Consider the following 18,395-nt stretch of genomic DNA (forward strand, 5'->3'; position numbering starts at 1 on the left):
GGGGCTTCCGCGCCACAGCTTCGGGGAGAAGAAGGCGAACTCGAAGAGCCAGCGCAGGCCCCAGAAGAGGGTCTGACCGGCCAGCAGAGCGGTGGGTCAGACCTGCCCGGGAACCGCTCATGAACATCCTCACCGTCAGGCGGCCTCCGGTCCGGTGACCGGGGGCCCCGTGACCGGGGACGGGATGCGGCCGGCCAGGAGGGCCTCGCCGAGCGGGGTGGGCCGGTGGGTGACGGTGCGGCCGATGCGGTCCTTGGCCGTGAGGCCGGACTCGGCGAGGACGGTGGCGTGCTCGCTGGCGGAGGCGGTGGAGATGTCCAGGCGGGCGGCCAACTCCTTGGTGGAGCACGGCCCGTGGGTGGCGATGGCCTCCAGGGCGGCGGCCCGGGTCTGGCCGAGCAGGGCGGTCAGGGTGCGGCTGGGGGCGGGTGGTCCGGCCTCGGCGCGCAGGGGTCCGCCGATCCGGGCCGGGTAGAGGAGCACCGGCTGCTGCTCCGGGTCCTCGAAGCGGGCGATGACGGGGCGGCGCGGTCCGAACACGCAGGGCTGGAGCAGCAGTCCGCGGCCGTCCAGCCGTACGTCGTGCCGGCACCGGTTGGCCAGCGGGAAGCTGAGCACCGGGCGGCGCCAGCACACCGCCGGGTGCAGGGATCCGAGCACCTGGTCCGGCTCGGTGAGCCGGCGACTCCGCCAGTGCTCGGTGGTGACGATGGTCTCGATCTGCCGCCGGTAGGGGTCGATCGCGAGGGTCTGATAGTCGGCGGTGACGTTGCCGAGCAGCTTCCTGGCCCGGCGGTCGCCGTCCGCGACCCCGCGGGCGAAGGCGCTCAACTGCCGTTCCCCGCCCACTGAACGCAGGTGCTCGCGCAGCGGTGCCTCGGGCGCCCGGGCGGTGGCGCTCTCGGTGGCACCGGGGTCGCGCCGGACGGCGAGGAACTCCGGGATCGCCGTGGCGGTGTAGAGGTCGAAGAGCAGCGCGGTGCGCGGGTTCCAGGAGGCCCGCAGGTGGTCCCGCCAGCTCTGGAAGCGTGGGTCGCGCACACCGCTCACCAGGGCGTGCACGCTGAGGGACAGCTCCATCGACATGTCCGGACGCTCCGCGACCCGGATCCGGGTCAGGTCGTCCCTACTGAAGAGGATTCGCAGCACGAGCGCGATCGTGCCCCGGGACCGGCACCACCGCAAGACCGTTCGGCGAGACCCGAATCGTTTGCCCGCCGCCCGCTCCCCCGGTCAGGATCGGACTCGTGAACCGCCCTCCCCGCCGGGGTGCCCGGGTGACGGACCGGTCACCCTGCGGGGCGCGGACCCGGGGCGCTCGTACGGGGGCGGAGCCCCGGGTCCGCTCCCCGCTCCCCCCGGGCGGGTGGTTTGGGCGGCCGGGCCGACGCCGGGACTCATCGGTGCACGGATGATCATTCCCGGGGCCGCGCCGAGCGGCCCGGGAAGGACGGGTACGGGCGATGAGCACGACGCGACGGACGGTGCTGGGCGCGGCACTGGCCGCCCCGCTGCTTGGACAGTTCACGGCCACGGCGGCCGGCGCCGTCGACCGTGGCACCGGCGACGGTGGCACCGGCGCCGGGCGGGGTGCACGGGTCGGCGCACAGGGTGGCCCGGCCGGGCAGACCCGACGGGCAGCGCAGGCCGGACGGCTGGGCACGGTCACCGAGGGCTGGGTGGAGGTGCGCTGGACAGCGGAGGCGCAGGCCCAACTCGACCGCTACAAGGCAGTGGTGGAGGCCATCGCTCCGGCGCGGCTGGTCCGGGACGACCGGGGCACCGCGATCCGGCTCCCGGTGCGCTCGGCCGAGGGCGACCCCTCCCCGGCGGACCTGCCGAAGGCACACGGCGAGGGCGCGTTGGACGGCGGGGTCACCCTGAGCACCTCCGAGGGCACCTTCCGGGTGGTGAACCTGGCCGGTGCGATCGAGGACGGTCTGGCCTCGGGCCGGTGCGAGGTCGGCGGCGCGGACATGGGGCACCGGTCGGCGTTCCGCTGCGGCCTGGCGGAGGGGAAGTTGACGGCGGACCCGGTGCCGGCCGGGCAGCCGATGAAGGTCCGGCTCAGCGAGGTGCCGCTGCGCGCCACCCAGGAGGTGCTGGACGCGCTGACCGCGAGCTGCGGCCCGCATTCCGTCACCGTGGACACGGTGCTGGCGTACGTCACGGCCGAGGGGGTGTACACCCCTCCCCCCGCGCGGGCGTGAGGGCCCGGCCGGTCCGGGCCTGGGCGGGCAGCGCGCCACCGAAGCGGCGTTCGCGGCCGGCGTAGGCCCGGACGGCGTCGCGAAGCCGGGCGAGGTCGAAGTCCGGCCAGGGCGTCGGGTCGAAGAGCAGTTCGGCGTAGGCGAGCTGCCACGGCAGGAAGTTGCTGATCCGCTGCTCGCCGGAGGTGCGGATCAGCAGGTCGACGTCCGGCAGCTCCGGGACGTACAGGTGCCGGGTGAGGTCGGCCTGGCCGATGGCCTCCGGACGGATCGTCCCGGCGACTGCCTCCGCGGCCAACGCCTTTGTAGCGGTGACGAGTTCCTCCCGGCCGCCGTAGTCGGCGCAGACCGTCAGGGTCAGGGCGCCGTTGTTCGAGGTCAGGTGCTCCACCAGTGCGATCGAGGAGGCGAGCGACCCGTCGATCCGGTCGCGTCGGCCGCACCAGCGGATCCGGACGCCGAGCGCGTGCAGCCCCTCCGTGCTCCTGGCGATGCCGTCCGCGAGGGAGTCGAACAGCGCGGTCAGCTCCTCGGGCGGGCGGCCCCAGTTCTCCGTCGAGAACGCGTAGATGCTCAGGTGCCGGATGCCCAGTCGCAGCGCCGCGTTGACCAGGCGCAGCGCGGCCCGCTGACCGGCGTGGTGGCCGTGCTGGGCGGTCAGTCCCCGGGCCTCGGCCCAGCGCCGGTTGCCGTCCATGATCACCGCGACGTGGGCGGGGACGCGGTCGCGCTCCGGAGGGCAGTCGCGCCCCCGAGGGCAGTCGCGCTCCGGAGGGCAGTCGTGCCCCGCAGGGCGGGCGACGCGGCGGTGCGGTGTGGCGCCGTCGGTGGTCAACGGCGCCAGGCCCTCGATCAGGACCCGCGAGCGCAGCAACGTCAGTTCGTCGTAGTGCAGTTGGGCGCCCAGGAGCAGCGTGTGCAGGAAGGGCCGGCACTCCGCCGCCACCAGCCAGGTGGCGGGGACGGCCTCCTCCAGGAGGGTGTGCCAGTGCGATCGCTGGGCCTCCGTCAGCTCGTCCAGGGCCGGGCTCGGCGCGGCGCGCACGAGATCGGTGAGGTCCAGCCCGAGGCGCCGCAGGTCGGCGCGCGGCAGGTGGCAGCGGCCCTGCGCGAGGTCGGCGGGCAGGTCCTGCACGTGGTCCGCCAGTTGGCAGGCCTCGCCGAGGGCGGAGAGCGCCGCGGCCGCCCGGGGGCCGCGGGCGCCGAGCAGCGGGGCCCAGAGTTCGGTCATCGTCCCCGCGATGAGCCGGATGTGGCGCCGCTGGTCCGCGAAGGTCTCGATGGCGGGCGGGGAGGTGCTGTCGGCCTGCATCGCCGCCAGGAACTCCTCGATCAGCGACCGGTCGAGCTCCCACCGCCGCACCGTGTCGACGAACGCCCGGCGCAGCGGATGAGTGCTGCGGCCGGACGCCAGCTCGGCGAGGGTGTCGGTCCGCCATCGCGCGAAGCGGCGCCCGCGCTCCGCGGGTCGGCCCTCGTCGGCGATCCGGTCGGAGCGACAGCCGAAGGCGTTCACCGCGTCGACGTACGGCCGCAGCCCGCTCGGCAGCGCCTCGGTGGCGGCCCGCATCGCCGGCAGGGCGCGGCCCACCTCGGCCGCGCAGGCCCGGTACGACTCCTGCAGCTCGGGCGGGCCCGTGACCGCCGCGCTCTCCGCCATGCCCGCGCCCCGCCCTCCGACCGACACCGTGCTCCGCCTGGTCAACGAGGCAGGCTCGGATCGGTGGCGGACGGGACGACCGGCGGACGGGACAGCCGGCGGGCGCGGGCGGTCCCGCTGCCCTCGGGCCCGCCCGCCGCCCGTCGACTCACCCGCTGCCCGTCGGCTCACCCGTCGGTCAGCCCAGGTCCGCCGGGGACTCCACCACCACCCCGTACAGGTCTCCGATCGTCGCCAGCGCAGCGCGGTGGACCTGGGCGGCGGTCAGCTCGGTGCCAGCCGACTGCAGCGGCCGGGTCGCACTGGCGGCGGCGACGACGGTCGGGCGGTTGCCGCGCAGGAAGGCACCGGCCGTGGTGAAGGTGACGCACATGTGGGTCATGAATCCGGCGACGACGACGTCCTGGTGGCCGGCCGCGTCGACCAGTTCGCCCAACTCGGTGCCGACGAAGGCGTCCGGGACCTGCTTGACGACCACGCGCTCGCCCTCGGCGGGCGCCACGCTCGGGTGGATCTGCCCGATCTCGGCCCGGACGTCGTACGGGGTGCCCTCGCCGCCGTCGTTGATCACGTGGATGACGGTGGCGCCGGCCGCCCGGGCCCGGGCGAGCAGGTCGGCGGCGGCGTCGAGTGCCTGCTGCCAGCCGTCCAGTTCCATGACACCGCGCACGTAGGTGTTCTGGTAGTCGACCAGGATCACGGTCGCGTCGGCGAGCGAGGCCGGCTTCTCGTCGAGTCCGTTGAGGGCGCGCAGGGTGGTCGTGGGCACAGCGGTGCCGCCTTTCGTTGTCGGGAAGGGAGTCGGGTTTCGGCAGGTCACGCGTGGTGCGCCCTGCCCGGAAAACGCTACGGGCGGCCCTCGCATGGCGGCAATGCCATCTAACATGCAGATTCCGACATCGAGGGGAACAGCCGTGCGCACCGAGACCGAGACCCGTGACGGGAACGACACCGCGGCAGCCGCTCCGGTCGGGGCCGGCCCCGGAGCCGTCCGGCGGCTGATCGTCATCGTCCTGTTCGAGGGCGTCGACCTGCTCGACGTGACCGGCCCGCCGGAGGTGTTCGCGCTGCTCCGGCGGGAGACCGGCGACGCGGCCGGCTACCGGGTCCTCCTCGCCGCCGAGACCATGGCGCCGGTCACCACCGCTGCGGGCGTGCGGATCCTGCCCGACCTCACCTTCGACCGGGCCGCCGAGGGCGGGATCGACACCCTGCTGGTGCCCGGATCGGTCGAGGTGGACGAGCGGAGCCGGGTCCGCGCCGTCACCGACCCGGCGGTGGTCGAGCGGGTCCGGGTGCTGGCCGCCCGCTCGCGCCGGGTGGCGAGCGTCTGCGTCGGCGCGCACCTGCTCGCCGCCGCCGGGCTGCTGAACGGCCGGCGGGCCACCACGCACTGGTCCACGGCCGACCAACTCGCCGACGAGTACCCGGAGATCGAGGTGGACGCCGACCCGATCTTCATCCGCGAGGGCGAGGTCTGGACCGGCGCCGGCATCAGTGCCTGCCTGGACCTCTCGCTCGCCCTGGTCGCCGAGGACTTCGGCGAGGAGTTGGCGCTGCGGGTCGCCCGCCAGCTGGTGATGTACCTCAAGCGTCCGAGCGGCCAGAGCCAGTTCAGCGTCCCGCTGGAGCCGGTCTCGACCACCCGCAGGATCGAGGAGCTGCGCCACCACATCCTGCGCAACCTGTCCGGGCGGCTCACCGTCCCGGACCTCGCCGCCCACGCCCACGTCAGCGAACGGCAGTTGACCCGGATCTTCAAGACGGAGCTGGGCACCACGCCGAGCGCGTACGTCGAGTCGGCCCGGGTCGAACTCGCCCGCCACGAGCTGGAGTCGGGCGACGCCACGCTGGAACGCATCGCCACCGCCTGCGGGTTCGGCACCACCGACACCCTGGTGCGCGCCTTCCGCCGCCGCCTCGGCACCACGCCGACCGACTACCGCCTGCGCTTTCGCACCGGCACCGCCGGCAGGGGCACCGGCACGGCCGCCGCAGCGGACGCGACGACGGGCTCGACGACTGCTGTGACGACCGTTGCAACGACGGACGCGACGACTGCCCAGACGACGTACGCGACGACGGCCGTCACGGCTCCCGCTCCGGCGAGCCCTGCGGCAACCGGACGGTGAACACCGTACGGCCCGGCCGGCTGGCCGCGTCGACCGTGCCGCCGTGCGCCCGGACCACGGCCCGGACGATCGCCAGCCCGAGCCCGGTCGAGCCGGTGGCCCGCGAGCGGGCGCGGTCGCCCCGGACGAAGCGTTCGAAGACCCGCTCCAGCAGCTCCGGTGCGATGCCCGGGCCGTCGTCCGTCACGCTCAACTCGACCTGACCGCCGACTCGTTCGCGTTCCAGCCGCAGCTCGATCCCGGTGCCGGGCGGGGTGTGGGTCCGGGCGTTGGCCAGCAGGTTGGCCGCCGCCTGGCTCAGCCGGTGCTCGTCGCCGCGGACCACGACCGGATCCTCCGGGAGGGCGAGTCGCCAGCGGTGGTCCGGTCCGGCGGCGCGGGCGTCGGCCACGGCGTTGAGGGCGATCCGGGTCAGATCCACGTCCTCCTCGGCCAGTGGACGGCCGGCGTCCAGGCGGGCGAGCAGCAGCAGGTCCTCGACGATCGCCCCCATCCGCACCGCCTCGGCGTCGATCCGCTCCAGCGAGTGCCGGACCGGCGCCGGCACCTCCCCGGGGTGGCGAAGCGCCAGTTCGGCGTGGCCGCGCACGGTCGCGACCGGGGTGCGCAGCTCGTGGCTGGCGTCCGCGGCGAAGCCCCGCAGCCGTTCCTCCACGGCGTGGCGGCGGGCCAGGGCGTCGCCGACGTGGCCGAGCATCCGGTTGAGCGCCGCGCCGACCCGACCGACCTCGGTGCGCGGGTCGTCGTCCGGCACCCGTTCGGCCAGCAGGACCTCGCCGCTGGCGAGCGGCATCGCGCTGACCCGCTCGGCCATGCCCACCACCCGCCGCAGCGGGCGCAGCGACCAGCCGACCCAGAGCGCCCCGGCCGTACCGGCGGCCGCGACGGCGATAGCGAAGACCGTCAGCTCCAGGCCCTCCAGCCGCCGGACGGTCTCCTCGGCCGGACGCAGCGGCAGGCCGCTGACCAGCACGTCGCCGTCCCGCCCGGCGACCGCCCGGACCCGGTAGTGGCCCTGGGCCTCGCCGAGGTCGAGGGTGCGGGCCGGGCCGCCGACCGGCAGGGCGGCGAGCGCCCGCTGCTGGGCGGGGGTGAAGCTGATCCGGTCGTCCTCGTCGTCGGGGCCGTCCGTGTCGTCGGCATCACCGTCGACCACGCCCGCCGCGGTGACCCGCCCACCGAGCAGCCGTACGCCGAGGGTGCCCGGGGTCTGCGCCCGGGTGTCGGGGCCGCCGCCCTGCCCGGTGTGCTCCAGGCTGGCGGCGTAGCGGCCGCCGGCCTCGGCGAGCTGCTGGTCGAGGCGGTCGACCAGGAAGTGGCGCAGCGCTGCAGTGGTGGCGAAGCCCACGGCGGCGCAGGTGACGACGAGCAGCACCAGCAGGCCGGCGATCAGGCGGGCGCGCAGGGTCCGGGGGACGGGCCGGAGCCGGCTGCCGCGCGGGCCGGCCGGGGCGGTCGGGCGGGTCATGCGGAGGGGGCGGGTCATGCGGAGCGGGCGGGTCGGACGGCGCGGGCGGGTCGGACGGCGCGGGCTCATGTCGCGGCCTTGATCAGGTACCCCGCGCCCCGCACCGTGTGGATCATCGGGCTCCGGCCCGCATCCACCTTCTTCCGCAGGTAGCTGATGTACAGCTCGACGATGTGCGCCTGCCCGCCGAAGTCGTACGACCAGACCGCGTCCAGGATCTGGGCCTTGCTGAGCACCTGGCGGGGGTGGCGCATCAGGTGGGCGAGCAGCGCGTACTCGGTCGGGCTGAGTTCGACGGTCTCGCCGCCGCGGGTCACCTCGCGGGCCCGGTCGTCCAGGACGAGGTCGCCGAGCACCAGCGCGTGCGCGGGCGGCCGGTGCGGCGCGGCGGGCGGGGCGGCCCGGCGCAGCAGCCCGCGCAGCCGGACGACCACCTCGGCCAGGCTGAACGGCTTGGTCACGTAGTCGTCGCCGCCCGCCGCGATGCCGGCGATCCGCTCCTCGACGGCGTCCCGGGCGGTGAGGAAGAGCACCCGCACCTCGGGCTGCTCGGCGTGGACGCGCCGCAGCACTTCCAGGCCGTCGAGGTCGGGCAGCATCACGTCGAGCACCACGGCGTGCGGGCGCCAGGCCGCGGCGGCCTCGACGGCGGCCAGTCCGGTGGTCGCGCCGCGCGCCTGCCAGCCCTCGTAGCGGACGGCTCCGCAGACCACCTCGACCAGGTCCGGCTCGTCGTCGACGACCAGGACGCGCCACTCCGGGCGGTCGGCGGTGTCGTCCATGCTGCTCCCTCGGACTCGTGCTGGGCGGCGTTCATTCTGCACCGCCGCGATGAGAAAGCCCTGAGACCCCGGAGAGCCGTTCGTGGACCAGCACACCCGTCATGACCTGGCCTGATGCCGCCGCGCGGGGGCGTGGGTGGCGGTCCGGTTCAGAGGCGGCTCAGAGCTTGCGGTGCCATCGTGGTCGGCCTCGGCGGCACTCGCCGCCGGGCGCTGAGGAGGTTCCCGATGACCACTGCCGCCGCACCGGAGTCGCGGCCCGACCCCCGGCGCGGGCCGCGACCGGCGCCCGCCGGCCGGGGGCACCGGGCCGCGCCGCACCCGCCGTTCGCGCTGGAACCGGCCCCCGCGCTCGGCCTGATCGCGGTCGGCGCCCTCGGCGTGCCGGCGCTGTGGTGGGTGAGCACCCCGGCGGTCGTCGGCGCGGCGGGCTGGCTGACCGGCGCCGGGCGGATCACCGGACTGCTCGCGGGGTACGCCGCGCCGGTGCTGCTCCTGCTGATGGCGCGGCTGCCGCCGCTGGAGCGCGGGGTCGGCACGGACCGGCTGGCGCGCTGGCACGCCTTCGGCGGGCGCTGGCTGGTCGCCGCCGTCTCGGTGCACGTGCTCACCGTCGTCTGGGGCTACGCGCTGACCGACGGGCGCGGCCTGATCGGCGAGGGCGTGGAGGTCGTCCTCCACTACCCCGAGATGATCAAGGCGACCCTGGGCACGCTGGCGCTGCTCGGCACCGGTGCGGTCTCCGCCCGGGCCGCGCGCCGCCGCCTGTCGTACGAGGCCTGGTACTACCTGCACCTGGCGACGTACCTGGCGGTCGCACTCGCCTTCTCCCACCAGCTGGCCACCGGCGCCGACCTGGGCGGCGGCCCCGGCCGGGCCGCCTGGTACGCGCTCTACTTCGGCACGGCGGCGTTGCTCGGCTGGTACCGGCTGGCCCGGCCGTGGCTGCTGGACCGGCGGCACGGGCTGCGGGTCGCGGAGGTACGGCCGGAGGGCCCCGGCGTGGTGTCGCTGTTCCTGACCGGGCAGCGACTGGACGAACTCGGCGCCGAGGCGGGCCAGTTCTTCCGCCTCCAGTTCCAGGCGCCCGGCCTGCGCTGGGCCGCCAACCCGTACTCGCTCTCCGCGCCGCCGCACCCGCGGTTCCTGCGCTTCACGGTCAAGGACCTCGGCGGGCACAGCGCCGCGGTCGCCGCCCTACGCCCGGGCACCAAGGTGCGCGCCGAAGGCCCGTACGGCGCGTTCACCGGGCGGCGGCTGCGCCGGCGCCGGGTGCTGCTGCTCGGGGCGGGCGTCGGGATCACCCCGCTGCGCGCCCTGTTCGAGACGCTGCCGGGCGAGCTGACGCTGGTCCAGCGGGCCCGGCGACCGGAGGACGTGCTGTTCCGCACGGAGCTCGCCGACGTCGCCCGGCGGCGCGGCGCGACCGTGCACGAGCTGCTCGGCTCGCGGGACCAGGTCGGCGACCTCGGCACCGCGCTCGCCCGGCTCGTCCCGGACCTCGCCGGGCACGACGTCTACCTGTGCGGCCCGGAAGCCCTGACCGCGGAGGCCGTCCGCGCGCTGCGGGCGGCGGGGGTCCGACCGCGACACATCCACCACGAGAGCTTCTCGCTCTGAGCCCGGCCGCCTCCTTCAGCCTCCTGCCACCACCACACCACCGAGCCCCACCGAGCCCGGTCCGGTCCTGCCGGGCCCTCCCGACCCCCGAGGAGCGTCGATTCCATGCGCCGAGCCGTCGTCACCAGCGCCGCCACCGCCGCCGGGGTGGTGCTGCTGCTCTCCCTCAAACCGCACGAGGCGGCCGGGCCGGCCCCGGTGATCGGCTCGGGGTCGGACACCGCCACCGGCTCCGACGTGTCGGAGCCGTCGAACGCGCCCGCGCCGTCGGCCTCCGCAGCCACGTCCGCTCCCGCCGGCACCACCCGGAAGGTCAGCGGCGACACCGTCAACACCCGCTACGGCCCGGTGCAGGTCCAGGTCACCCTCAACGGCAGCCGGATCACCGCCGTCGACGTGGTCAAGTACCCCACCGCCGAGCGGCGCGACCGCGAGATCAACACCTCCGCCCTGCCCGTACTCAACCAGGAGGCGATCTCCGCGCAGAGCGCCCGGATCGACGTCGTCAGCGGCGCGACCTACACCAGCGACGGCTACATCCGCTCGCTGCAGAGCGCGCTCGACCGGGCAAAGGGCTGAGACACCGTGCTCCGCCACGCCGAGCCCGTGATGGGCACCGTCTTCTCGATCACCGTCCGCGACCCGGGCCCGGGGACGACCGCCGTACTGGAACGGATCACCGAGCGGCTGCACCGGATCGACGCGGTGTTCTCCACCTACCGGCCGGACAGCGACATCAGCCGCCTCGGCCGGGGCGAACTGGCCCTGGCCGACTGCGATCCGGACGTCCCCACCGTCCTGGCCGCCTGCCGCGAGACCGCCGCGCAGACCGACGGCTGGTTCAGCGAACGGCCCGGCGGACGGCTCGATCCCAGCGGCTGGGTCAAGGGGTGGGCGGTCGAGGAGGCGGCCGCACTGCTGCGCTTCTCCGGCGCCCGGCAGTACTGCGTCAGCGGCGGCGGGGACGTGCAGACCGGCGGCGGGCCGTGGCGGATCGGCATCGCCGACCCCCGGCAGCCGGGCCTGCTCGCCGCCGTGCTGGCCGGCCGCGACCTCGCCGTGGCCACCTCCGGCACCGCCGAGCGCGGCGCGCACGTCCTCGACCCGCACACCGGCCGCCCGGCCACCGGCCTCGCCTCCCTCACCCTGGTCGGCTCCCCCGGCACCGGCATCGCCCGCACCGACGCCTGGGCCACCGCCGCCTTCGCCATGGGCCCCGACCGCGCCCTCGCCTGGGCCGCCCGCCGACCCGGCATCGAGGCGCTCGCCGTCCTGCCGGACGGCACCAAACGCTGGACACCGGGCCTACCCGGCCACCTCCCCGCGAGCGGGCCGGCGGACTGGCAACCCGCCGCCGGGTGAGCGCCGAGCCGCACTCGTGAGCTGCGCGCATGAGGTGCGCTCATGGGGGCACGCATGAGGTGCGCTCATGCACACCTGCACCATGCGGAACCCTCATGACCTGGGGCCATGAGCAACTCTCATGAGCCGACGCCATGAGCTCCGCTCATGCCCGCCCCTCCCATGAAGCAAGCCATGGTGAGAGAAGGAAGCCCGGACGTCCATGAGCCGGCCTCATGGGCCAGGCCCCATGAGCCACCCTCATGCCTCCGCCCTACGCGCGCTCCTGCTGCGCCGCCCGCCACGCCTCCCACGCCACCAGTGGCGCCAGGTACGACCAGCGCTGCGAGCCGTCCGGGCAGACGCCGCCTTCGACCAGCTGGGACACCGAGCGGCGGTTGAACGGCACCCAGACCGCCATGTCGTGTTCGAAGGTGCTGTGGCAGGCCTCGCGGCGGCGGTCGATCTCGGCCGCGTCCAGCCGGGCCCGGACGGTGGCGACCAGCGTGTAGCAGGAAGCCGGCTCGCTCCAGCCCAGCCAGGTGATCACCGTCGGCCCGACGTCCGCCGGCAGCAACCCCAACTCCTCCTCCAACGCCCGGTGGACCAGCGCGTAGAAGTCCTCGGCGGCCCCCGGCTCGTCCCGGTACTTCATGGTCTCGTTGATCCCGACCGTCCACTGCGCCGGGAAGGTCCGGACCGCCAGCGAGCGACGGAGCAGCAACAGTCGGCCCGCACGGTCCCGCACCGCGACGCAGGCGCTCATCATCGTCGGCGGCGCGGTCGCCACGAAGCTCGTCAGCCCCTCGTCCAGCGCCTCGCGCAACAGCCGTCCCGCCTCCGGATCCTCCCGGCCCAGCCGGGTGGTGGCCATGCACTCCGCGTAGTCGCTCTCGGCGATGCTCACCTCGCACATCCGTGCCGCGCTGTGCTCACCGTGATCGACCGTCAGCCGCGAGACGTACGCCGTGCGGCCCGCCGCCCCGGCGGCGCGCTGGCGCTCCACCTCGTCGGCCCACCCGACCGCGTCCAGCCGGTGCGGGCGCGCCACCCGCCCGTCGTACGAGGTCACCAAGGTGCCGGGAGTGAGCGGCCGGGACGCCGACCAGGTGATCAGGGGCGCCAGCCCGTCCGCCCGGACGTCGTGCGCCCGCGCCGCCTCCGACAGGCTCATCCGCCGGACGCGCGGCGCCGGCAGGCGCGAACCGATGCGCGAGCCGCCGTACTTGGCGAAGTCGTACACCAGATTGGTCAGCACGCCGAGCAACAGCGCTCCGCCGATCCCCAGCAGCCACTCCACCCGGTTCCCCCACCCTCATGCGCCGCCCGCCCCATTGTGGGGTCGTCGGCCACCCGGGGAAAGGCCTTCAGGCAGACCGGCCGCCGCGTCCATCACCACGGTGCGCGCGCCGTTCGGCGACGGCCCTTCCGGTGACCGGTCGCGGACGGCGCCTGCGTGGTGGCGCCTCGTGCCTCGCCGGCGGAACGCCGCCATCCCGGACTGCGGCGGATCGAACGGGATTTGCACGAGGGCGCCCGGGCCGACCCGGTGGCCGTCCCGCTCCGGTTCGGATGATGCGCCGGCGGTCAGGGCGTTGTCGTCGCCGATCAGGATCCGAATGGGATGTCCACCTCCGGTACGGCCGGGTCCCCGGTCGTACCGGACAGGTCGATGGCCGTCGAAACGCGGAGACCCGGTGTCGGATCCCGGGCAGGCCGCTTCCGGTGCCTTCGACGGCAGCGTCCTTCCGTCGTCCTCGACCCGGCTGCGATCCGGTCGGCGGTGGTCGCAGCCGGACGAGGGGCGGCACTGGTGGTGAGATCGGTCCGGGGGGACGGCATGGTGGGTGGCGAGCGAGCGGACGGCCTTTGGAAAGCCCCCGGTCGGCGAGCACGGGCGGGTGGCTTCCACGCACCAGGGCGGACGCCTGGCCGGCGAGGGGCCCGGCCGGGCCGTGCACGGCTGTTCCGCGCGTCCGCGATGTGGCGTAGCGTGGCCGGATGAACACGAACGCGTCCTCGCGGTACGACGTCGTGATCGTCGGCGGCGGACACAACGGGCTGGTGGCCGCGGCGTACCTGGCACGGGCCGGGCAGCGGGTGCTGGTGCTGGAGCGGCTGGACCGGGTGGGCGGGGCGGCGGTGTCCGCGCGGGCGTTCCCCGGGGTGGACGCGCGGCTGTCGCGCTACTCGTACCTGGTGAGCCTGCTGCCGGGGAAGATCGTGCGGGACCTCGGGCTGCGGCTGGAGCTGCGGCGGCGCCGGATCGCCTCGTACACGCCCGTCGAGCGGGACGGCAAGCCGACCGGCCTGCTGGTGGACGCGGGCGATCCCGGCCGGACCCGGGAGTCGTTCCGGGCGCTGACCGGCGGCGACCGGGAGTGGCAGGCCTGGCAGCGCTTCTACGGGATGACCGGGCGGGTCGCCGAGCGGGTGTTCCCGACGCTGACCGAACCGCTGCCCTCCCGCGCGGAGCTGCGCCGGCGGGTCGCGGACGAGGACGCCTGGCGGTCGCTGTTCGAGGAGCCGCTGGGTGTGGCCGTCGAGCGGAGCTTCGCGGACGACCTGGTGCGCGGGGTGGTCCTGACGGACGCGCTGATCGGTACCTTCACCCACGCCCACGACCCGTCGCTCCGGCAGAACCGCTGCTTCCTGTACCACGTGATCGGCAACGGCACGGGCGACTGGGACGTGCCGGTCGGCGGGATGGGCGCGGTGACGGGCGCACTCGCCGAGGCGGCGCTGGCGGCCGGGGCCGAGATCCGGACCGGGCACGAGGTCACCGGCGTCGCGGCCGACCGCGACGGCGACGCCGAGGTGTCCTACCGGGCCCCGGACCGGGACGCCGAGGGGACGGTGGCGGCACGCCGGGTGCTGGTGAACGCCGCGCCCGCGGTCCTGGCCCGGCTGCTGGGCGACGAACCGGGGCCCGCACCCGAGGGCGCCCAGCTGAAGGTCAACATGGTGCTGCGCCGACTGCCGCGCCTGCGGGACACCGCCGCCGACCCGCGCGAGGCCTTCGCGGGGACCTTCCACATCGCCGAGGGCTACCGGCAGTTGGCGACCGCGTACACCGAGGCACGGGCCGGCCGGATGCCCTCGGCGCCGCCGTCCGAGATCTACTGCCACACCCTCACCGATCCGTCGATCCTCGGCCCGGAGGCCGTCCGGCAGGGGCTGCAGACGCTGACCCTCTTCGGCCTGCACATGCCCGCCCGCCTGTTCGGCGATCCGGCGGCCAAGGACCGGGCGCTGGCCGCGAGCCTGGCAGAGCTGGACGCGGTACTGGCCGAGCCGATCGCCGACTGCCTGGCCACCGACGCCGACGGCCGCCCCTGCGTCGAGGCCAGGACGCCGCCGGAGCTGGAGCGGGAGATCGGCCTGCCGGGCGGCCACATCTTCCACCGCGACCTGTCCTTCCCGTTCCGGGAGGCGTCCTTCCCGGAACGGGAGGCATCCTTCCCGGGCCGGGACGGGGGCGAGGTCGAGGGCCGGGACGGGGGCCGGTACGAGGACCGCGCCCGCGCTGCGGCGGGCGGTGCCGCCGCCCGCTGGGGCGTGGCGACGGACCGCCCGAACGTCCTGCTGTGCGGCGCGGGGGCCGTGCGCGGTGGCGGGGTCAGCGGGATCCCGGGGCACAACGCGGCCCGGGCCGTGCTGGAGGAGCTCGGCGGCCGCTGACGGGGAGCCACCGGGCGAGCACCCACGGCGGTCGGCCCCCCGTAAACCTGGCAAGTCACTCCCGGTGGCGGTTTACTGAGAGTGAGCAGGACAGGAGGGAGGCCCTCCGATGGAATGTCCGCATCCTCCCGGTTTCCACGTCGAGGTCCGTGAACACTACGTCGCTGCCGTGGCGGAGGTGACCCGCCTCGTGCGGGCCGTTCCGGAAGACGGCTGGACGGCACCCACCCCGTGTCGGGGCTGGGACGTCCACACACTCGTGAACCACCTTGCCGCGCAGCACCTCTGGGTCTGCCAGGCGGTGGCAGGCTACACCCCGGAGGCGATCGGCCGCCGGTTCGAAGGCGACGTGCTGGGCCGCAACCCTGTCGGGGTGTGGACGATGGCCGCCGACACCGCGGTGCGCGCGCTGCACCAGCCGGGCGCGCCGGACCTGCTGGTCCACCTGTCGTACGGGGTGCGCGACGCCGGCGGGTACGCCCGCGAGCTGACCGCCGAGACCGTCGTGCACAGCTGGGACCTGGCCCGGGCGCTGGGCGAGAGCGGCCGGATGCCGCCGGGCGCCGCCGCGTACGCGCTCACCGAGTTCCAGGGCTACCGCAACCTGGCCGGCACCGGCCTGTTCGACCCGCCGGTGGCCGACGCCCAGGCCGCCGACGCCCAGGACCGGCTGCTGGCCCTCACCGGGCGCGACCCGAACTGGTCCTACGACAAGCTGCGCTGACGGCCCGCCAGCCAGGTCGGCCCGCCGGACGGCAGGTCCCCGCGCCCGGATCCGGACGCGGGGACGGAGGCCGTGCCCGCGGGGCCGCCAGGCCCTCGGACCGTCCGAACCCGTCCGAACCGCCGACCCACCGGTCCGCCGGTCCACCGGCCCCGCGGCCCGTCAGGCGCGCGCGAGCACCCAGGCACCGAGGCCGTTGCAGCCACCTGCCGAGTAGGTCGTGGAGCGGAAGCCGGGCGGGATGGGCGAACCCGGGCAGGTCCACAGGCCCACGCGGGCGGTGTTGTGGTACCAGGCGCCGGCGCCGTCGCAGCCGGCCTGCATGTGACCGGTGATCACGTAGCCCGCCACCACCGGGGCGCCCGAGCAGGTCCAGATCCCGTCATGCGGGAGGCCGTGCTGCCAGGAGCCGATGCCGCCGCAGCCGGCCCGCAGGTGATTGGTGATGACGTACCCGGGCACGACGGGCGAGCCGGAACACATCCATATGCCGTCCTTCACCAGGCTGTGGCGCCACGAGCCCACACCCCGGCGCACCGGCCGTCGCGCCGACCGGCGCACCGGGCGATCCACGGCAGCCGGCGCCCGCCCCTCACAGTGCGTGAGCACCTCCCTCCGGCGTGACACCACCGCCGGACGGGCGCATGGTGGAGGAAAAGGGCGATGCGGACGACTGCCGCCGGATTCGCCACCCGGGGCCCGCCAGGCCAGAGCCCTTCGCATACGGACGGAGCTTCGGCCCCGGTACCACGGCGGTGGCGTCCGACCCGAGCCGCGTCCGGTCAGATCCGGGAGGCAGACAATGTCCATGGTCCTCATCACCGGCTCGTACCAGGTCCTCCACGACCGACCCGACGGCGACACCGTCCACTTCCTACCGCAGGACCCGGGCTTCTGGTTCGACGTCCCGGGCCGCAACCGGGTCGACCGCGACGAGCACGGCGGCGCCTCGCTCCGGCTGGACGCGATCGACGCCCTGGAAACCCACTACAAGGGCGTCGGGCCGGACTTCGCGCACCAGCCGCTCGGGCTCGGCGCACACGCCGCCCGCAACGAACTGCTGAAGTGGCTGGGCTTCACCGACGTCGTGCAGGACGACACGGAGAAGGTGACCGCCTCGACGCCGGCCGCCGTCCCGGGCTACATCCTCACCGGCGGCGCCGACGTCTTCCACCGCTGCGTGGCCCTCGTCGGGCGCGGGGACGCGCCGAGCGTCGGGGACCCGCCGAAGCCCGCGCGGAGCGGCTTCCGGCTGGACGTCACCGTCGACATGCTGCACGACACCGTCAACCACCACCTGCTCTCGCGCGGGCTGGTCTACCCCACCTTCTACCAGAGCCTGCCCGACCTCCTGCGGGCCGACCTCACCGCCACCGCCCGGCAGGCCCGCACGGCCATGGCCCCCGACAGCGTCTGGCTGCACGACGTGACCACCAGCGGCGCGAAGATCGAGAACCTCGAATCGATCACCGAGGACCTCGTGATGCTCCCGAAGCTCTTCCGCCGCCTCGTCGACTACATCCGGCTCTTCGGCCCCGGACTGGGCTGCCTGCCCGCCTTCCTCGCCGGTGGCGCCGACGAGTTCACCCTCCCCGAGCAGCCCAAGCCGCCCACCGTCGGCCTCCAGCACGTGGTCGAGGTCACCAACGGCGGCACGCTGCGGATGACCCGCCCCATCGAGGACCTGCTGTTCACCGAGAAGTAGCCCGTCCCGCCCGCGGTCCGGGCAACCGCCCCGGTACGGAGCCGTCGGCGGACGGCTCCGACCGTCACGCCGCCTCCCCGCTCCCCCGGCCCGGTGAGGCCGTTGCAGCCGTCCGCGCGGTGATGCCCCCGAGTCGGTCGGGCCGGCCCGGCCGGGCCGCGTGTCGAAGGCCGCTCAGTAGGATCGGGCCGCGACGGGAGTCGCGTCGGGGCTGGGGAGGTCGCCGTGTTGTTCGGGTCGCGGACCGGATTCGGTCTGGAGTTCCACATCGAACAGGGCCCGGGGCTGCTGCGTGTCGACGTCTTCGTCGGCGGGCTCCATGTGAACACGTGGGACAACGCGTTCTACCCGCCGCTGCTGGTCAAGAAGCTCAAGGACGAACTCGGCCGCCACCGCACGCCGACCGCTCGGCCGGTGGGCTTCACCACCCCCTCCGCGTCCTTCCTCCTCGCCGAAACCTGGATGTCCGGCGGCGACGACGGCGCCGGGACCGCCGCCGGGGCCGGGGCGGAACTCGCCCGGTGCGAGTTCCTGGAGTGGGGCGAGTGCACCGATCAGGTGGTGGCGTTGGCGTTCCCCGACGGGGACCGGGTGCACCTGGCCTGCCGGGTGCGCGAGGTCGGCGGTGCCGCCTGGGGAGCCGAGCCCCGGCACGAGCCGACGGTGGTGTCGGTGAGCCGGACGGTCCTCGTCGACACGCTGGAGCGCGCCCTCGCCTTCGCCGAACGCGAGTGGTCCGCCCGGCTCGCCGTCATGAGGAGCCTCGGCGACACCACGCCCTAACGGATCCCGGCGGCCACCGCCAGCCCGGCGGCACCGACGCCGCCGAGGCCATCCGCAACCGCTACCCGCACTGAGCCCGCGCGGATCCGCCCCCCCGGGGGGGCGGATCCTGCGGCCGGAAGAAAGTCCCCGGAAACGCGAAGAACCCCCATCCGGAATCCGGATAGGGGTTCTTCAGCAATGATTGTTCGGCAGCGTCCTACTCTCCCACAGGGTCCCCCCTGCAGTACCATCGGCGCTGTGAGGCTTAGCTTCCGGGTTCGGAATGTAACCGGGCGTTTCCCTCACG

At 74.9% G+C, this 18,395-nt stretch carries 15 protein-coding genes, 1 rRNA gene and 1 pseudogene; 9 read left to right on the forward strand and 8 right to left on the reverse strand.

Features of this window, described 5'->3' with window-relative positions; all coding sequences use genetic code 11:
- Positions 1 to 135: 135 nt before the first annotated feature.
- Positions 136 to 1,149 (reverse strand): ArsR/SmtB family transcription factor, encoded by a 1,014-nt coding sequence (locus ACIGG8_RS30785; protein ID WP_396551990.1) that lies wholly within the window; start codon positions 1,147 to 1,149, stop codon positions 136 to 138.
- A 314-nt stretch (positions 1,150 to 1,463) separates the two neighbouring features.
- Between ACIGG8_RS30785 and ACIGG8_RS30790 the strand changes: the two genes are divergently transcribed.
- Complete coding sequence (locus tag ACIGG8_RS30790; protein ID WP_396551991.1) at positions 1,464 to 2,210, forward strand: hypothetical protein; 747 nt, start codon at positions 1,464 to 1,466, stop codon at positions 2,208 to 2,210.
- On the opposite strand, the gene uppS is transcribed toward ACIGG8_RS30790, so the two are convergent.
- Both uppS and ACIGG8_RS30800 read right to left on the reverse strand, forming a co-directional pair.
- On the reverse strand, positions 2,167 to 3,870 hold the full coding sequence (uppS, locus tag ACIGG8_RS30795) for a polyprenyl diphosphate synthase (RefSeq protein ID WP_396551992.1): 1,704 nt from the start codon (positions 3,868 to 3,870) through the stop codon (positions 2,167 to 2,169). The two genes, ACIGG8_RS30790 and uppS, sit on opposite strands and share 44 nt — an antisense overlap.
- A gap of 178 nt (positions 3,871 to 4,048) precedes the next feature.
- Positions 4,049 to 4,639, reverse strand: coding sequence for an isochorismatase family protein (locus tag ACIGG8_RS30800; RefSeq protein ID WP_396551993.1), 591 nt, complete (start codon positions 4,637 to 4,639; stop codon positions 4,049 to 4,051).
- 229 nt (positions 4,640 to 4,868) lie between these two features.
- On the opposite strand from ACIGG8_RS30800, the pseudogene ACIGG8_RS30805 reads away from it, so the two are divergent.
- Positions 4,869 to 5,840 (forward strand): annotated as a pseudogene (locus ACIGG8_RS30805) (GlxA family transcriptional regulator); the annotation flags it as partial.
- A gap of 118 nt (positions 5,841 to 5,958) precedes the next feature.
- On the opposite strand, the gene ACIGG8_RS30810 reads toward ACIGG8_RS30805, so the two are convergent.
- Together ACIGG8_RS30810 and ACIGG8_RS30815 are read right to left on the reverse strand one after the other, a co-directional pair.
- Entirely contained in the window at positions 5,959 to 7,488 is a 1,530-nt protein-coding gene (locus ACIGG8_RS30810) for a sensor histidine kinase (RefSeq protein ID WP_396551994.1), read from the reverse strand.
- A gap of 47 nt (positions 7,489 to 7,535) precedes the next feature.
- Positions 7,536 to 8,252 carry a response regulator transcription factor gene (locus ACIGG8_RS30815; RefSeq protein WP_396551995.1) on the reverse strand — a complete coding sequence of 239 codons (717 nt, stop codon included), beginning with the start codon at positions 8,250 to 8,252 and terminating at the stop codon, positions 7,536 to 7,538.
- Positions 8,253 to 8,480: 228 nt separating this feature from the next.
- Here ACIGG8_RS30815 and ACIGG8_RS30820 point away from each other — a divergent pair, with 228 nt between their 5' ends.
- From ACIGG8_RS30820 to ACIGG8_RS30830, 3 genes are all read left to right on the forward strand, one after another.
- A complete protein-coding gene (locus ACIGG8_RS30820; RefSeq protein ID WP_396551996.1) occupies positions 8,481 to 9,872 on the forward strand; it encodes a ferric reductase-like transmembrane domain-containing protein in 1,392 nt (463 codons plus the stop codon).
- A 105-nt stretch (positions 9,873 to 9,977) separates the two neighbouring features.
- A complete protein-coding gene (locus ACIGG8_RS30825; RefSeq protein WP_350521069.1) occupies positions 9,978 to 10,451 on the forward strand; it encodes an FMN-binding protein in 474 nt (157 codons plus the stop codon).
- Positions 10,452 to 10,481: 30 nt separating this feature from the next.
- Positions 10,482 to 11,234: an FAD:protein FMN transferase gene (locus ACIGG8_RS30830; protein WP_396552004.1), complete on the forward strand. Its 753-nt coding sequence runs from the start codon at positions 10,482 to 10,484 to the stop codon at positions 11,232 to 11,234.
- Between the two features lie 253 nt (positions 11,235 to 11,487).
- On the opposite strand, the gene ACIGG8_RS30835 is transcribed toward ACIGG8_RS30830, so the two are convergent.
- Positions 11,488 to 12,513 (reverse strand): NUDIX domain-containing protein, encoded by a 1,026-nt coding sequence (locus ACIGG8_RS30835; protein WP_396551997.1) that lies wholly within the window; start codon positions 12,511 to 12,513, stop codon positions 11,488 to 11,490.
- A gap of 701 nt (positions 12,514 to 13,214) precedes the next feature.
- Here ACIGG8_RS30835 and ACIGG8_RS30840 point away from each other — a divergent pair.
- On the forward strand, positions 13,215 to 14,894 hold the full coding sequence (locus tag ACIGG8_RS30840; RefSeq protein WP_396551998.1) for a phytoene desaturase family protein: 1,680 nt from the start codon (positions 13,215 to 13,217) through the stop codon (positions 14,892 to 14,894).
- A 109-nt stretch (positions 14,895 to 15,003) separates the two neighbouring features.
- Entirely contained in the window at positions 15,004 to 15,618 is a 615-nt protein-coding gene (locus ACIGG8_RS30845) for a TIGR03086 family metal-binding protein (RefSeq protein WP_396551999.1), read from the forward strand.
- Positions 15,619 to 15,780: 162 nt separating this feature from the next.
- Here the strand turns inward: ACIGG8_RS30845 and ACIGG8_RS30850 are convergent, their stop codons facing one another.
- Positions 15,781 to 16,101, reverse strand: coding sequence for a hypothetical protein (locus ACIGG8_RS30850; RefSeq protein ID WP_396552000.1), 321 nt, complete (start codon positions 16,099 to 16,101; stop codon positions 15,781 to 15,783).
- 319 nt (positions 16,102 to 16,420) lie between these two features.
- On the opposite strand from ACIGG8_RS30850, the gene ACIGG8_RS30855 reads away from it, so the two are divergent.
- Both ACIGG8_RS30855 and ACIGG8_RS30860 read left to right on the forward strand, forming a co-directional pair.
- Entirely contained in the window at positions 16,421 to 17,323 is a 903-nt protein-coding gene (locus ACIGG8_RS30855; RefSeq protein WP_396552001.1) for a nuclease, read from the forward strand.
- Between the two features lie 225 nt (positions 17,324 to 17,548).
- The gene (locus ACIGG8_RS30860; RefSeq protein WP_396552002.1) at positions 17,549 to 18,106 is read left to right on the forward strand and encodes a hypothetical protein; all 558 of its coding nucleotides are present in this window, start codon (positions 17,549 to 17,551) and stop codon (positions 18,104 to 18,106) included.
- A 186-nt stretch (positions 18,107 to 18,292) separates the two neighbouring features.
- On the opposite strand, the gene rrf is transcribed toward ACIGG8_RS30860, so the two are convergent.
- A 5S ribosomal RNA gene (gene rrf, locus ACIGG8_RS30865) occupies positions 18,293 to 18,395 on the reverse strand; the annotation flags it as partial.

Origin of the sequence: Kitasatospora sp. NPDC085464 (assembly GCF_044541955.1) — a bacterium.
Taxonomy (GTDB): Bacteria; Actinomycetota; Actinomycetes; order Streptomycetales; family Streptomycetaceae; genus Kitasatospora.